Source organism: Nannocystis pusilla (genome assembly GCF_026626665.1).
Classification (GTDB): Bacteria; Myxococcota_A; Polyangia; order Nannocystales; family Nannocystaceae; genus Nannocystis; species Nannocystis pusilla.
This window is the reverse complement of sequence record NZ_JAPNKE010000002.1, coordinates 3,278,626-3,294,631: the sequence shown is the minus strand read 5'-3', so window position 1 is coordinate 3,294,631 and position 16,006 is coordinate 3,278,626. Positions and strand designations below refer to the sequence as shown.

Genomic DNA, 16,006 nt, shown 5'->3' with positions numbered 1-16,006 from the left:
GGCAGATGGACCTGCCCGAAAGAGCAGCCTCGGCGGGCGTCGCCGCTGAGCGGGCTGCACGTCGAGCGCGACGGGGCGGCTCGGCCGGCTTGTCGCGCCGCCGGCTTGTCGCGCCGCCTCGCCGCGGCGGTCAGCCGGCCGCCGGGAGGACCTTCTCGATCGCCGTCGTCACCTCGGGCGCCAGCGGGTCGACCGGGGACTCGAAGCGGGCGACCACGTGGCCCTTCGGGTCGATGAGGAACTTGGTGAAGTTCCACTTCACTTCGCCGCGGATGCCCTCGGGTGTCTCTTCGGTCAGGGTCTTGTAGATCGGCGCGATCTCGGGGCCCTTCGCGTGGACCTTGTTCATCATCGGGAAGTCGACGGCGAACTTGCTGGCGACGAAGTCCTTGATCTGGGCCGCGTCGCCCGGCTCTTGCCCGCCGAAGTCGTTCGAGGGGAAGCCGAGGACCACCAGGCCGCGGTCCTTGTAGCGGCCGTAGAGCTCCTGCAGCTTGGCGTACTGCGGGGTGAAGCCGCACTCCGAGGCGGTGTTGACGACCAGGACCGCCTTGCCGCGGAGATCGGCGAACTTCTGCTGGCCGCCTTCGAGCGTCTCGACGGTGTGGTCGATGACGGGGCCGTCGGCGGCGGCGACCGGGCTCGGCTTGTTCTCCGCCGGGGCGGCCTTGGCGGGCTCGGCCTGGGCGGGCTTCGCGGGGGTGGAGGAGGACGAGTCGCAGGCGACGGCGACCACGGCGAGGAGCGCGAGCGAGCGGAGCATGGGCGGCAGCATAGCGGAGGTGTGCGCTAAAGTGACGACCATGGCAGCCGATCGTCCCATGCTGGCGCGGGCCCTCGAGTTCGCGGCGGTCGCCCACGGCGACCAGACGCGCAAGGGCACGACGATCCCGTATGTCAGCCATCTCCTGCAGGTCAGCGGGCTCGTCCTGGAATGGGGCGGCGACCTCGAGCAAGCCGCGGCGGCGCTGCTGCACGACGTCGTCGAGGACACGCCGGTGAGCCTCGACGACGTCTTCGCGGCGTTCGGCTCGGGGGTCGGCGGCATCGTCGCCGACTGCACCGACACCTACGCCGACGACACGCCGGGCAACAAGCGGCCGTGGCTGGTCCGCAAGCGCGCGTACCTCGAGCGGCTGGGGACGGTCGCGCCGCGCAGCGCCCTGGTGATCGCCTGCGACAAGCTGCACAACACCTCGACGCTGCTCGTCGACCTCGAGCTGCACGGGGTGGCGACCCTGGCGCGCTTCAACGCGCCGGCGCCGAAGCAGCTGTGGTACTTCCGCTCGGTCGCGGCGGCGCTGAAGGGGCGCGTGCCGGACGGGCTGCAGGCCAGGCTCGGCGAGCACGCCGAGCGGTTCGCCGCGCTCACCGGCGCGATCGAGTGGCGCGAAGGCGAAGGGTAGCGAGGGCGCGCGGGCGAGCGGCCGGGACGACGCGGAGCCGCTCGACGCGGCGCCGCGGGGCAGTGGAGCCTGCGCTCGTCGCCCAGATCGGGATGTCGCTCGCGGAGTGCCCGAAGAGACATGTCTCTTCGGGAAGGTTCCAAGGGACATGCGCGAAGGCGCATGTCCCATGCGCCATGTCCCATGAACCAGCGCCCGAGCCGCCGGTCGGCGGGCTCGCGCCGGCGCTCAGCGCTGGAACGCCAGCGCCGGCACGCCGCCGAGCTCGAGCTGCAGGTGGCCGAGCAGGCGCAGGATGTAGAGCAGGGCCAGCAGCTCGTGCTCGTCGACGTCGAAGTCGTCGAGCAGCTCGGCGAGGGTGCGCGAGCCGTCGAGGCGCCCCAGCCAGGCCGACTCGCTCGGCTCGAGCATGAGCGTGGCGGTCAGCTCGGCGCGCCCGTCGTCGGTGCGGTGCTCGTAGGCGAGGCGCGGCAGCTGGTGGTGATCGCCGATCGCGTCCCACAGGCGGCGCAGCGGGATCCGGTGGCGGGCCGCGCTCATGATGATCGCGGCGGTCGAGCGATCGAGCGTGATGCGGTCGGCGGAGGTCCCGGGCTCGAACTGCCAGCTGCCCTCGTTCCACGAGAACATCGACTCGATCATGCGCAGGATCTGCTCGCCGAGCGCCTCGTTGAGCTCGCGCTCGTGGATGAGGCCGTTCTCGAGCAGGACCTCGCCGATCCGCTTGCCGGTCGAGCGCGCCAGCAGATCCTGGGCCTGGTCGTACTGCGCGCGCGTCAACAAGCCGCGGGCCAGCAGGCGGTCGGTGAGGCGGTCGCCGGCCTCGTTGCTGCGGGCGAACACCGGCACGCCGGCGACCAACCACAAGGTCTTCTCGAGCGCGCCCTTGCGCAGGCGCAGGCAGCCGCTGCGGGCCTCGCTGTGGAACTGCCACAGCAGCTCGGGCAGCGGGAAGTCGCGCAGGCGGCCGCCTTCGGGGCGGGTCTCGGCGCTCGCGTCGGGCGCCCGTGCGGGGGAAGCAGACTCTGCGCGGCTCGGATCGTGCGTATCCATTCTCGGCTTCGTCCGTCTGCGCCGGAGGCGCGTGCGCCACCAGGATAGACCACAACCCTGGTGTGCGTGGCGCCGGGGGCGGCGGGCTTCGCCGTGCGGGCGGGTGTGAGGCCGTGTGCGGGCGCGCACGTGAACCAGTGCGGGGTCCGCGAAGCCCTCGACGCGGGCGGCCGCGAGCTCGAGCACGGCCTGGCTGAAAGGACAGGTTCCATGCGCTATGTCCGAAAGGACAACCGGGACGTGCCCGCGCGTCCGGGCGCCCGGGCCGCGGGCCGCATCCGCGCGAGTGCAGGCGTCCTTGCTGGGCCGCGCGCCGCCGGGTTAAAACCGCCGGCCATGAGGCTCGCTCCGCTCGCCGCGCTCGCGCTGTCCGTCACCGCTTGCACCAAGCCGGAGGCCGCGCCGGCCCAGGACGCCAAGCCCGAGACCGCGCCGGCGGAGGCCGCAGCGCCGCTCAGCGCGGCCGGCGGCATCACCCCCGGAGCCGCGCGCGTGACGGAGTGCCCGCGCACGCTCGGCGGGGCGGAGACGCAGATCGATCGGGTGATCTCGAAGGACTGCGGGCCGGTCACGGTGGTCGAGGACTACCGCGTCGACAACGGCTCGCTCACGCTCGAGGCCGGCGCGACGCTGCAGTTCAAGGACGGGGCGGCGCTGATCGTCGGCGCGTCGGAGCCGGCCAAGCTGCTGGTCGCCGGCACGCCCGAGGAGCCGGTGACGCTGACGTCGGCGAGCGACAAGGCGGCGGGCGCATGGCGAGGCGTCGAGCTGTGGGACAAGGCGGCGCGCTCGCAGATCAAGGGCGCGGTGATCGAGTTCGCCGGCACCGAGGAGCGGGCGCTGCTGATCGCCGCGGCCGAGGTGGCGCTCGAGGGCTCGACGATCCGCGAGGCCCGCGGGCCGGCGATCCGCATCGAGGGCGCCGGCAGCCTGGCGGCGTTCGCCGGCAACACGCTGCGCAAGCTCGGCTCGAAGGCGGCGATCGTGACCCCGCCGGCAGGGCTGGTCGGGATCGCGGGCGGCAGCCGCTACGACGGCGAGGCGGTGGTGCAGGTGGTGGGCGGCGACGTGGCCGCGCCGACGACGTGGCCCAACCCGGGCGTGCCGCTGCGGCTGAACGAGGAGGTCAGGGTGGGCGGCGCCGGTCCGGAGCGGGCGGTGCTGAACCTGTCCCCGGGGACAGAGCTGCGCTTCGGGCCGGAGGGCCGGCTGTCGATCGGCGGCAGCGCCGACGGCGGCCTGGTGGCTCGCGGAAACTCCGAAGCGCCGATCACCTTCACTGCCGGCGACAGGCGTCAGGCCGGCGGGTGGGGCGGGCTGCAGATCTGGGCCCGCGGCGACGCCGAGCTCGAGCACGCGGCCTTCGAGTTCGGCGGCGGCGGCGACGAGGGCAACGCTGTGTTGGTGGTCGAGGACGGGGCGCTGTCGCTGCGCGAGACGACCTTCCGCAGCAACAAGGCCGGCGTGCTGGTGCGCGGCGCGGCGACGCTGCGGGCGTTCGCCGACAACCGCTTCGCGGCGACGCGGCGGGCGGTCGAGCTGCCGGCGAACCTGGTCGGCGCGCTCGGGGAGGGCAACGCGTTCGACAGCGACGGGCGCATCCTCGTCATGCCGGGTCCGGTGGCAGCCAAGGCGACGTGGGCGGCCCACGGCGCGCCGCTCGAGCTGACGGGCGAGGTCCAGGTCGCGGCCGAGCTGACCCTCGAGTCAGGTCTGCGCGTGCTCGCCGGACCGGAGGCGGCGCTCGTCGTCGGCGTCGACGCGCCGGCGGCCCTGCTGGCCCAGGGCACCGCCGACGCGCCGATCGAGTTCCGCGCGACCGCCGGGGTGTGGAAGGGCATCAAGCTGCACGGCAAGTCGCTGGCGAGCACGCTGCAGCACGTCCTGCTGTCGCAGACCGGCGCCGAGCCGGGCGTGTGGGTCGAGGCGCCGGTCGAGCTCCGCCTCGACAATGTGACCTGCTCGCAGTGCAAGGCGGCGGTGGTCGGCTGGCAATGCGGCGCGTCGGTGTCGCAGTCCGCAGTGCTGGCGACCGACGGGACGCCGGCGATCGACGCGCCGCCGCAGGGCTGCTAGCGGGGCAGGGGAGCGTCGCGCACGGCGGCCGTGAGGTGTTCGCTGCGATATGTCCGATCGCGCATGGCGCTGCGGCCATGTCGTTTCGCCGGCGCGTCATCGGCCTGCGGATGTCCGAGAGGACATGTCGCTTCGGACCGAAGACTTCGCTCGTCGGCGCGGCACCGACCCGCCGCCGATGGGCGAGCGCGCTCGAGAGCGCATGTCACTCGGACATGTCACCGCGCTCGAGCGCGGGGCGAGAGCGCACGGGGTCCTGCAGCGTCTGCGCGAGCTGCGGAGCGCCGCGCCTCGGCCCGACGCGGCCGACGCGGATCACAGGATGCCGAACTTCTCCGGCTGGACTTCGCGCAGCACGTCGCGGATGCGCGCCTGCAGCAGGTCGTCCTCGTACGGCTTCATCACGTAGCCGTGGGCGCCGTTGCGCAGGCCCCAGTAGCGGTCGCTCTCGCGGGCCATGGTGGTGACGAACACGAACGGCGGCACCTGGCCTGGAGGCAAGGTGGCCCGCAGGCGGCGGAGGATCGACAGGCCGCTCAGGCCCTCGAGCAGCACCTCGCTCAGCACCAGCGCCGGCTTGCGCTGCTCGATCAGCGCCAGGGCCACCTGCCCGTCGCTGGCCGCGTGGACCTCGAGCGACAGGTTCAGCTCCTCGGCAGGGACGCGCAGCAGCTCCTGCACGCGCGCCCGCTCGCGCGGGTCGGGGTCGGCGACGACGACGTGGCGCGGCTCGCTCATGCTGGCCTCACACCGTCACCGGCATGACCCGCTTGCGCACGAGGTTGGCCTTGGCGTGGCGGTACAGCACGCGCGCGACGGCGAAGGTGCCCGTGCGGGTCTTGCGCGCGATCTCTTTGACGCTGTTGCGGCCGTTCACCAGCTTCAGCACCGCGAGCTCGTCGCGCGGCAGCGCCTCGCGGCTCAGCTTGGCGACCTGCTCGTCGATGCGCAGGTACACGTCGTCGACGTCGGGGATGTGCGGGCCCATGAGCGCCTGCTCGTCGAGCAGGCGCAGGCCGTCGAGGAGGGCGTCGGCGATGGTCAGCTCGGCCCGGCCCTGGGCGGCTGCGGCGGTGGCCATCGGGTCGAGCTCGACGGTCGGCGTGAACGTGAAGGTGCCCTGCTTCCACGCGAGCAGGTGGGAGATCAGCGCGCGCGCCTGGTCGACGAGGATCTGGGCCAGCTCGGCGGGGCTGAGGAAGCCGCCCTCGACCAGGCGCGAGCCGAGCGGCCGCTGCTCCGGGTCCTTGCCGACGATGAACGCCTCGAGCTGCTCGTCGCGCATGAAACCGCCCTCGACGACGAAGCGGCCGAGCTTGAGGTCTTCCTCGGTGCCCTTGACCTCGGCCAGGCGGATCCGGCCGGCGTCGAGGTGCAGCTTGCCCCACGACGAGCCCTGCTCGACCTTCAGCACCCCGCGCACGCCGGAGTTGCCGAGCATCTCGAGCACGGCCTCGAGGCGGACCCCGCCGAGCGAGCCGCGGATCGCCGGTTTGTCGGCCTGGACCGCGAATTCTTCGTCGGAGCGCAGCGCCTTGACGAAGTGATCGACGTCCGCGTCACTGAACTCCTGGCCAGGAAAGTGGTCGCCCAGCAGGTGCTTGAGCCGGGTCACGGCCGGGTCGAGCGGGGTCTGGGCCGGCGCCTTGGACGCCGGGACGTGGCCCTCGAGCGCCTCCTCGACGATCTTGATCAGCGCCGGGGTGCTGAACGGCCGGCGCAGGGCCGGCAGGTCCTCGGCGCCGGGGATCGGGTTGGGGTTGGAGCGGCTGACGAGCAGGATCCCCGGGAGCTGCGCACCGCCGGGGATCTGGACCAGCGCCCGCAGCACGCCGGCGGAGGCGGCGGGGTCGGCGGCGGCGTCGAGCAGGAGGGCCATGATCGCCCGATCTCCGGCCGGACCGTGCCGCTTGCACAGTTCGACCGCGTCCTGCTGCGTGTGCGCGTTGAACACCTGGTAGCCGGCCAGCCGCAGGCCCGCCGTCGCCAGCTTGGCCGTGGTCGTATTCGGGTCGTAGTACAGAATCCCGGGCTGGGACGGGCCGGACGGGGCTGGCATGGATGCGGCAAAGGATACTCGGAAAGTGCCGAGTCGTGGTAGCGTTTGGCACACACATGGTCATGGGCGAGATTGAGCGACTGAACCCCCCGCCAGCTGGGCAACGTGACCCTGCTTGCTGCGCTGGGCGAGGGCGGGATGGCGACCGTTTATCTCGCGTCGCTCGGCCTCGGGGCGTCGGCCCGACTCGTCGCCGTCAAGCTCTTGCGACCCGGTCTGCCCGACCACGACTACCGCACGCGCTTCCTCGACGAGGCCAAGCTGGTGCTGCGGCTGCACCACCCGAACATCGTCGAGGTCCGCGAGGCCGGCGAGTTCGAACAGCAGCTCTTCATCGTCATGAGCCTGGTCGAGGGGCGCGATCTCGCGGACATCTGGGACCGCTGCGCGGCGGTCGGGAAGGCGTTTCCCGTCCCGATCGCGGTCCACATCATCCGCGAAATCCTGCGTGGTTTGCACTACGCGCACACGTTCCCCGGCCTCGGGCTCGTGCACCGCGACGTCTCGCCGTCGAACATCCTGATCGACTGGACGGGCAGCGTGTTGCTCGCCGACTTCGGCCTGGCGACGTCGACGCTGAAGGGCAGCCTCACCGTGCCCGGCGTGGTGTTCGGCAAGGTCGGGTACATGTCGCCCGAGCAGGCGCGTCACGAGACGCTCGACGGCCGCGCGGACGTCTACGCCTGCGGCGCGGTGCTGTGGGAGCTGCTGACGGGGCGGCCGCTGCGCGGAGGGGACGGCGTCGACACCGAAGACGTGTCGCACTTCACAGCGCCGCCGCCCTCGACGTACTCGAGCCGCGTCGACCCGGAGCTCGATGCGGTGGTCATGAAGGCCCTGGCGCGCGACCGCGAGGACCGTTACCTGTCGGCGCACGAGTTCATGGAGGCGCTGGGTGGCTGGCTGCAGCGCAACTACCCCGGCTTTACCGGGCAAGAGGCCGCGGCAGACTTCATGGGCATGCTGTTCGGCGACGCCGCCGCCCGTGAGGCCGAGAACCGCGAGTACCTGCTGATGGAGCTGGCCGGCACCACGCAGGCCGCGTCCAGCCGCGACGACAACAAGGACACGCTCGTCGACGAGGAGGAGTTCGAGCTGGCGCTCGACAACTTCGACGAGGGCGCCGACGTCAGCATGGGCAGCAAGAAGATCATCCCGCTGCCGCCCGACCGCGCCCAGCCGCCGCCCGCCGCCGTCGCCGCCGCCGCCGCCAACCGCCGCCCGCGCGAGAAGAACAGGGACGACGACCCGGTCAACGACATCGAGTACATCCAGCCCGGCACGATCATCGCCGACCGCTACTGTGTGGTCAGTCGCATCGGCCGCGGCGGCATGGGCACGGTGTACCTCGGCGAGCACACGACCGTCGGCCGCCGCGTCGCCATCAAGGTCCTCACTCACCAGTGGAGCCGCAACGAGCTGGTCGCCAAGCGGTTCCGGGCCGAGGCGCGAGCCGCCAGCGCCGCCGGTCACCACAACATCATCGAGGTGTTCGACGCCGGCCAGCTGCCTGACGGTCGCCTCTACCTGGTGATGGAGTACCTCACCGGGCGCAATCTCTACGACGAGATCCAGGAGCTCGGCTCGCTGCCGGTCGGTCGCGCCGTCCGCATCATCCGCGACATCTCTCGCGCGATCCGGGCGGCCCACGACGTCGGCATCATCCACCGCGACCTCAAGCCCGACAACGTGATGTTCGTGCCCATGCCGGAGGGCGAGGGCGAGTACGTCAAGGTCCTCGACTTCGGCATCTCCGCCGGCGCCGAGCGGGTCGAGGGCGAGGCGCGGCTCACCATTCCCGGCCATGCCCTCGGCACGCCCGAGTACATGGCGCCCGAGCAGGCCAAGGGCAAGGACGCGACCGAGTTCTTCGACATCTACGCGCTCGGCGTGATGCTGTTCGAGTGCCTCGTCGGCGAGCCGCCGTTCGTGTCGAACAACATGGTCGAGATCATGGCGCGCAAGGCCACCGAGCGCGCGCCGTCGCTGGGCGACCGGCGGCCCGACCTGCCGCGCCAGCTGATCAAGCTGGTCGACGACTGCCTCGAGATCGATCCGGGCATGCGGCCGCAGTCGGCGCGCGAGTTCCTGACCCGCCTCGAGGAGGTCATCCGCCTCCTGCCGCCCGACGAGCACGACCTCGACGCCGACGACCCCGGCGCCTCGCTGGTGGTCGCGCCGGTGCGGCGCGAGAAGCTGCTGTCCGTACCTGGCCCTGTGGCCATGGCCAAAGAGCCAGACAAGGTCGCGGCCACGGTGCCGATGCCGACGCCGCCGCCGCCCACCGGCATGACCTACGAGCGCCAGCGCCAGCTCAGCATGGCCGCGATCGTGGTGTTCGCCGCGTCGCTGCTGTGGATCGCGCTGCGCTGGGGCCCGAGCAACGAAGAGGGCGGCGGCGACGAGGGCGGCGAGGTCGCGGTCAAGACGACCGGCGAGCCGGTGAACAAGCCGCCGCCGTCCAACGACCCGCCGACCAAGAAGAGCAACCCGCAGTGGGGCGCGGTGGTCGTCGACCCCAAGCTCCTGAACCCGCCCGAGACCAAGACCGACCCCAAGGCCGGCGACACCGACGGCGAGACCCGGGATGAGAAGGGCGACAAGGAGCCGAAGAAGGGCAACGACCCGAAGCCGGCTCGTGACCCCAACAGCGAGTTCTGCAAGCAGACCGTCGACAAGGTCAAGTCGGCGCGCGCGAGCGGCAAGCCGGCCGACATGCTGCGCTTTTTGAACGCGGAGCCGGGTTGTTGGAAGAGCAAGGCCGAGTCGGCCAAGCTCAAGACCTACGCGTACAAAGAGCTCGAGAAGTGGAAAGAGTGCGCCCGCGCGGGTCGCGGACAGACCGACGCCGACGTGGTCAAGTGGGTCAAGTTCTGCGAGCGCCGCGAGGCCGGGTAGCGCGCAAGTCCGGGCCTGCGTGATCGCGCCGGGATCAAGGCGCGAACGCGCGCCGCCCGAAGCCTCTGAGAAGTGGACGCGCGGGGAGGTGTGGGGCCATAATTGGCGTCACCCTTGTCAGAGTGGGGCAGGTGGTGTCACCTTAGCCCGCCGCTCCTGGCCCTTTGGGTCCCCCCGCGCTCATGTACGCCTCGATCCTGGTCGCCCTCTCGCTCGTCCTCTCGCCTGCGCCTGGGGTCTGCCGTAGCGCGCCGTCGCAGCCGGCGCAAGCCGAACGCGTCCTGTTGCCGCCGGCCTCGCGCGGCGTGCCCCAGCCGCCGCCGGCCAAGCGCGACCGGCTGGCCGCGTCGGCCTCGGTCGCCATCGACACCGCGGCCGCCGGCGAAGAAGGCCAGCTGATGAACCCGCGGATCCAGGCCCGGGTGGTCGACGCCATGAAGGCGTTCAACATCACCGAGGGCAAGGACGCCGGCCTGCCGAAGGTCGCCATCAAGGTCAGCGAGCTAGGCGGCGACGCGATCGGGTGGAGCTACACGATCGACGTGCGCCACGGCAGCGACCAGGCCATCTCGGGCGGCAGCCTGCGCGGCGAGTGTGTCGACTGCATCGAGAAAGAGTTGGTCGAGAAGGTCGGCACCGACGCTCGCCTCGCGCTGCAGCAGTTGCGCGTCTACATCGACGAGTACAACGCCAAGGTCGACGCCGATAACAAGCAGGCCGAGGCCGCGGCGACGCCGACGACCACCGACGCCGCCGCGACGCCGGGCGCTCCCGCGGCCGCCGCCGGTCCGGGCGTCGACGCGTCGCCGATGCATCCGCTGTGCAAGGCCGGCATCGGCCTCATGGCTGCCGGCGTGGTCGGCATCGGCGTGGGCGTCGGTCTCGCGGTGCTGCCCGATCGCCAGCTCGATCCGAACATCGGCTACGAGTTTCGCAGCACCACGCTTCCGGGTTACGTGACGCTCGGAATCGGCGGCGCGGCCGCGCTCGCCGGCGTCGCGTTGTTCGTCGTCGGCCACCGCAAGTCCCGCGCCTCGCAGACCGCGCTCGTACCCAGCTTCGGCGCGGGCGTGGTCGGGCTGCAGTGGTCCGGACGGTTCTGATACCCTTCGGGGTCGAGGTTAGAGGTACTTATGTCGGAGCTTGGGTTGCGTGGACTCGGGGTGCGGACGCTGTCGTTGCTGCTCGGAGGCGGCGCGCTGATCGGGTTCGCGGGCGGCTGCTTCATCACCAACACCGCCCACTGCGGCTACCACGAGAACGGGGCCGACAACCCGTGCCCTGCGGGCTTCGTGTGCAACGTGTGCGCGGCCGACAACAACGGCTGCGTGCCCGAGGGCGAGGCCGACTCGATCGACCCGCAGTGTCGTGAGAGCGGCGGCACGGCCGGGCCGACCACCGAGCCCGACACGGTCGGTCCGACCGGCGACCCCACGACGTTGCCGACGACCACCGAGATGACGACGGACAGCACGACGATCGGCGTCACGAGCATGGGCCCGACGTCGACGACCGAGACGACGACCGAGACGACGACCGAGACGACGACCGAGACCAGCACCACCCAGGTGCCGGAGACGACCATCGAGACGATGTGCGACCCGGCGAACCTCAACGACCCGAACTGCGGCGAGCAATACTGCGTCGCCGAGGATCAGTGCGGCTGGTGCACCTCGCTGCCGGAGGGCAAGACGTGCAGCGACGTCGACGTCAACACCCCGGCGTGCGACGAGGCCTCGGGCAAGTGCGTCGAGTGCACGCCGGACGAGGCGCAGCAGTGCAGCGGCGACACGCCCGTGTGCGACGAGGCGAGCCACACCTGTGTCCCGTGCACCGAGCACGCGCAGTGCGGCACCGGCAAGGCCTGCGACATCTTCGAGGGCAGCTGCTTCCCCGACACCCCGAACACGGTGTTCTTCGTCCAGGGCAGCAAGACCGACTGCCAGGCCAAGACCGGCCTGACCGCCGACAGCCCGTTCTGCAAGTTGACCGACGTCCCGCTCGACGCGCCCAAGGTCACCATCCGCCTGATGGCCAGCGCCACCGCGCCCGGCGGCCTCGCCGTGCCCCAGGACAAGGTGGTGGCGATCATCAAGGAGACGCAGGCGGTGCCCGAGATCAACGGCCAGGACATCATCGGCACGCCGGTCTCGGTCAACGCCAACGCGCGGCTGTACCTGTCGTGGATCAAGCTGCGCTTCGGTCAGGGCTCGATCGTCAAGTGCGCCGGCGGTTCGCTGTGGGCCCACGACTCGTTCTGGGACGGTAACGGCATCAACGCGGCGCGGGCCATCGACGCCTCGGCCTGCAAGGTGTCCGTCCACCGCTCGCGGATCATCCGCTGCGGCGCGGCGATGCAGCTCGCCAACAGCGAGGTGCGGATCGAGAACAGCTTCATCGTCGACAACGGCGCGCTCACGGCCCAGCACCCGGCGTTCAACTTCCTGACGAACGCCAAGGCCCACATCACGTACTCGACCATCGCCCGCAACCAGGTGGTCAACTCGGTGTCGACCTTCAATTGCGTGGGCAACGGCCAGGACATCGTGGTCCGCAACTCGGCCGTGGTGGGCGTCGCCAAGCTCACCAACTGCAACGACATCGACCCGCGGCTCGAGTTCGAGAACGGGCGCTTCGAAGAGGTGGCCGACACCGCCGCGGTCACCAGCGTGATGGGGCAGTGGTTCAACGCGCCGATCCAGGACGTCTACACGCCGAAGAACGGCGGGAACGTGGACCCGCTCGAGGACATGGCGACCTGGGCCGAGGGCGATCCGCTGCTCGACTTCACCGGCATGGCGGCGATCCCCACCGACGAGCCCAGCTTCGCCGGCGCCAGGCAGCCGCTCTAGATGTGGGTGCGGCGGCGCGCAGGGTTTTCCGGCCAGAGCAGCGGCCGGAGCCCGCGTAGCCGCCTGATTGTTCGTTCAGGGGTGTGCCGTGGATACGTGGTTCGGCCAGCTCCCTGCGGGACTCTGGTTGTCGGGCCCCGGATGGTGAGCGATAATCGAACTTGCCATGCGTTCACCCCGTGCCTGGTCTTATGTGACGTTCCTCGCCTCTACCGTCGTCCTCGGCGCCTGTCCGTCGACGCCGTCCGCCACGACGGACACGGACACGGACGTCGGCCCGACGACGGGCGGGCAGACCCAGACGATGGGCAGCACGGGCGAGGAGTGCCCCATCGGTGACCTCGGGTGCGCGTGCACGCAGGGCGGCGCCTGCAACGATGACCTCAGCTGCTCCCCCGAGCAGAAGTGCGTGCCCGGCGAGACCACCACGACCAGCGAGAGCGGCCCCGACGAGACGACGGAGAGCACCACGGCTGAGCCCGTCACGACGGACAGCGACGCCTCCACGACCGGGCCGGTGACGCCGTGCAACCCGGCGGACGGCCAGCCGAACGTCGAGTGCATGGACATCGACGCCCAGCAGCCGTTCTGCTCCGACGCCGGGGTGTGCGGCGGCTGCACCGTGCTCCCGCCCGACGGCTGCGCGCTCGTCGATCCGGACAAGCCGATCTGCAACCCCGACGACGGCCAGTGCGTCGCCTGCACGAGCGACGATCAGTCGCTCTGCACGGGGGCGACGCCGGCGTGCAACCCCGCCAACAACACCTGCGAGGGCTGCTTCGAGCACAGCCACTGCCCCGACACCGCGTGCGACATCTTGAAGCGCGAGTGCTTCCCGACCGACAAGGTGCTCTACATCCGCCACGGCCTCGAGATCGACAAGAAGTGCACCAACAAGGTGGGCCAGGGCGGCTACGAAGAGGCGCCGTACTGCAACGCCAACCTGGCGATCGACCACGCGCAGTCGGAGGGGCCGACCAGCGGCTGGACCTTCAAGTTCCTCGAGACCGACGCCGCCACGTTCCACGGCGACATCCACATCCCGTCGGTCGACGTCCCGGAGCCGATCAGCTACGCGTTCGTCCACGTGGGCAGCTTCCCGCAGCAGGAGCTGGGCCAGAAGCAGCACACGCGGCTGGAGTCGAACGGACCGGTCATCACCGTCGGCGCCAACGTCGTCGCCTACATCAACAACTTCAGCATCTACAGCATCAGCAACCAGGACGACAACGCCGTCGGCGTCGGCTGCTTGCAGAACTCGAGCGTGTTCCTCGACGCCAGCTACATCCGCGACACCCGCGGCTCCGGCATCCGCTCGATCGGGTGCGACGTGTATCTGCGGCGGTCGAGCGTGTACAACAGCCGGACCGAGGGCGTGGAGCTCAACTGCGCCGAGCAGCACTGCGAGCTCCACATGATCAACAGCTACATCTCCGACAACCAGCACGTGCAGAGCGACGGCGGCGGCGGCATCTTCGCCGAGAACGCCACCCTCGACATCGTCTTCAGCGGGATCCTCGGCAACAACGCCGAGATCGACCCGAACGACATGTTCGCCCGCGGCGACTCGATCCACTGCGTCGGCGACACCGTGGACGGCCAGATCCGCAACTCGGCCATCGGCCGCAAGCCGATGGGCAACGCGATGTCGATCAAGTGCGCCGGCGGAGACCTGACCATCGAGCACACGCTGCTCGACAGCGACGACTTCAAGACCGGCAACAACAAGAAGGCCGGTGAAGACGTTCTCGGGTACTTCCTGACCAACCAGTTGTCGGGTGCGCGCCCGATCAATCCGGAGCCGCCGGACGGCCTGCCGAAGGATCTCGAGTTCGCGGTGTGGGAGAAGGGCGATCCGCAGGTCGACTACGACGGCCAGGCGCGGAAGGCCAAGGACAAGCAGATCGACTTCGTCGGCGCCGACGTGATGGGCCAGTGAGCCCGCGTGCGCGGTCGCGCGCCGGTGCGCACGAGCTTGCGCGTGGGCGCGCGAACGGCTCGGATTGCGGCTCGTGAGACCGTTGGGGATACTGCCGGGACCATGCGTATCTCCTTGTCTTGTCGGGGCCTCGGGTTCGGCCTCGGCCTCGGCTTCTCGCGGCGGCCTGTACGCCGGGCGGCGCGCAGACCGAAACGTCGTCCGAGAGCGACAGCGAAGGTTGTCAGCCCGGCTCGCTCAACTGCGTGTGCGAGGCCAACGGCTGCGATCCCGGGCTCGTGTGTGCGTCGGGTTACTGCGTCGAGGACAGCAACGTGACCTCCGAGGTCACCCTCACGACGGGCCCGACGACGCCGACCACGGCGACCGAGACCGAGACCGGCACGACCGACGACACGGGCGCTTCGATGACCACCGAGACCCCGCAGTGCGACGACGGGCCGGGCGTCTCGCAGCAGTGCCCCGAGACCGCGCCGTACTGCCTCGCCGAGGGCGTGTGCGCCGACTGTTCGGGGCTCACGAGCTGCGCCGACGTCGACGCCGCCAAGCCGGCGTGCGACGCCGCGTCGGGCCTGTGCGTCGAGTGCACCGAGGCCGACGCGTCCGCCTGCAGCGGCAACACGCCGGTGTGCGACACGGGCGCGAACGCCTGCTCCAGCTGCGTCGCCCACGAGCAGTGTCCCAGCGGCGCGTGCAACATCGCCACCGGCGCCTGCTTCGAGGACTCGCTGTGGGTCGATCGCCAGGCCACCTGCGGCGGCGACGGCAGCGAAGAGAACCCGTTCTGCGAGATCCAGGACGCCGTCGCCACCATCGGCACCGACACGCCGACGCTCGTGCGCGTCAAGCCGGGCCCGTCGGCGTACAAGACCAAGATCGACGTCGGCAGCAACCGCATCGTGGCGATCGTCGGCGAGGGCGGGGCGCCCGCGATCGACGTCGACGTCGACGCGCTGCTCGTCAACGACGACGCCCGCGTCTACCTCAAGGACCTGCGCTTCGTCGGCAGCTCGATGTCGGCCGGCAACGGCCTGGTGTGCCTCAACGCCGAGGTGTGGACCGACGCGGTCGAGTTCTCGTCGCGCGAGTCGGTGGCGATCGACGCGATCGGCTGCACGCTGCAGATCCGGCGCTCGCGCCTCTACGCGAACCCGGGCGGCGGGATCAAGGTCGACAAGGGGACGACCCGGATCGAGAACACCTTCATCACTTCGAACGGCGGCAACTTCTCGCAGTACGCCGGCATCCACGTCGTCACCGGCGAGCTCGAAGTCGTCTACGCGACCATCATCGGCAACAACAGCGACGCCACCGCCGACTCGCTCCACTGCGGCGACCCCGGACCCGTCTCCCTGCGCAACGTCGTGCTGTTCGGCCAGTCGCAGGCGACCTCGGTCAGCTGCGACGGCGCGACCGCCAGCGACAGCATCGTCGACAGCACCTTGCTCTCCGGCAGCAACGTGACGGTCGAGGTCTCGGCCCTGTCGGCGTGGTTCAAGGACGCCGCGAGCGGCGACTTCCATGTCAAGGCCGGAGCGCCGTTCGCGGAGCTGGGGCGCTGGCGCACCGGCGATCCCGCGGTCGACTACGACGGCGACCCGCGGCCCGACGTCGACCTCGCGCCCGACTGGGCCGGCGCCGATCGCCTGCCGTGATCGTCGTCGTCGTCGTCGCGGGTGACGAGCGCGGCGCTCCTGCGTCGTCCTCGTCGCGCGCGACGGGC

Annotated in this window: 11 protein-coding genes; 7 read left to right on the top strand and 4 right to left on the bottom strand. The window is 70.9% G+C overall.

Annotated features, from left to right (window positions below; genetic code table 11):
- Positions 1–130: 130 nt before the first annotated feature.
- A complete protein-coding gene (locus tag OV079_RS14340) occupies positions 131–763 on the bottom strand; it encodes a glutathione peroxidase (RefSeq protein ID WP_267769037.1) in 633 nt (210 codons plus the stop codon).
- 40 nt (positions 764–803) lie between these two features.
- On the opposite strand from OV079_RS14340, the gene OV079_RS14335 reads away from it, so the two are divergent.
- Positions 804–1,406 carry an HD domain-containing protein gene (locus OV079_RS14335; RefSeq protein WP_267769036.1) on the top strand — a complete coding sequence of 201 codons (603 nt, stop codon included), beginning with the start codon at positions 804–806 and terminating at the stop codon, positions 1,404–1,406.
- Positions 1,407–1,634: 228 nt separating this feature from the next.
- Here the strand turns inward: OV079_RS14335 and OV079_RS14330 are convergent, their stop codons facing one another.
- Entirely contained in the window at positions 1,635–2,459 is an 825-nt protein-coding gene (locus tag OV079_RS14330; RefSeq protein WP_267769035.1) for a DUF4388 domain-containing protein, read from the bottom strand.
- Positions 2,460–2,795: 336 nt separating this feature from the next.
- Here OV079_RS14330 and OV079_RS14325 point away from each other — a divergent pair, with 336 nt between their 5' ends.
- Positions 2,796–4,535: a hypothetical protein gene (locus OV079_RS14325; protein ID WP_267769034.1), complete on the top strand. Its 1,740-nt coding sequence runs from the start codon at positions 2,796–2,798 to the stop codon at positions 4,533–4,535.
- Between the two features lie 315 nt (positions 4,536–4,850).
- Here OV079_RS14325 and OV079_RS14320 read toward each other — a convergent pair whose 3' ends face one another.
- Together OV079_RS14320 and OV079_RS14315 are read right to left on the bottom strand one after the other, a co-directional pair.
- Positions 4,851–5,273, bottom strand: coding sequence for a response regulator (locus OV079_RS14320; protein WP_267769033.1), 423 nt, complete (start codon positions 5,271–5,273; stop codon positions 4,851–4,853).
- Positions 5,274–5,280: 7 nt separating this feature from the next.
- Positions 5,281–6,594: a DUF4388 domain-containing protein gene (locus OV079_RS14315; RefSeq protein WP_267769031.1), complete on the bottom strand. Its 1,314-nt coding sequence runs from the start codon at positions 6,592–6,594 to the stop codon at positions 5,281–5,283.
- Between the two features lie 105 nt (positions 6,595–6,699).
- On the opposite strand from OV079_RS14315, the gene OV079_RS14310 reads away from it, so the two are divergent.
- The 5 genes from OV079_RS14310 (at position 6,700) to OV079_RS14290 (ending at position 15,938) form a co-directional block, all read left to right on the top strand.
- Positions 6,700–9,492, top strand: a complete 2,793-nt coding sequence (locus tag OV079_RS14310) for a serine/threonine-protein kinase (protein ID WP_267769029.1) — start codon at positions 6,700–6,702, stop codon at positions 9,490–9,492.
- 182 nt (positions 9,493–9,674) lie between these two features.
- The gene (locus tag OV079_RS14305; RefSeq protein ID WP_267769028.1) at positions 9,675–10,595 is read left to right on the top strand and encodes a hypothetical protein; all 921 of its coding nucleotides are present in this window, start codon (positions 9,675–9,677) and stop codon (positions 10,593–10,595) included.
- Between the two features lie 30 nt (positions 10,596–10,625).
- Positions 10,626–12,344: a hypothetical protein gene (locus OV079_RS14300; RefSeq protein WP_267769026.1), complete on the top strand. Its 1,719-nt coding sequence runs from the start codon at positions 10,626–10,628 to the stop codon at positions 12,342–12,344.
- A gap of 166 nt (positions 12,345–12,510) precedes the next feature.
- The gene (locus OV079_RS14295; RefSeq protein WP_267769024.1) at positions 12,511–14,283 is read left to right on the top strand and encodes a hypothetical protein; all 1,773 of its coding nucleotides are present in this window, start codon (positions 12,511–12,513) and stop codon (positions 14,281–14,283) included.
- A 245-nt stretch (positions 14,284–14,528) separates the two neighbouring features.
- Complete coding sequence (locus tag OV079_RS14290) at positions 14,529–15,938, top strand: hypothetical protein (RefSeq protein ID WP_267769022.1); 1,410 nt, start codon at positions 14,529–14,531, stop codon at positions 15,936–15,938.
- Positions 15,939–16,006: the final 68 nt, after the last annotated feature.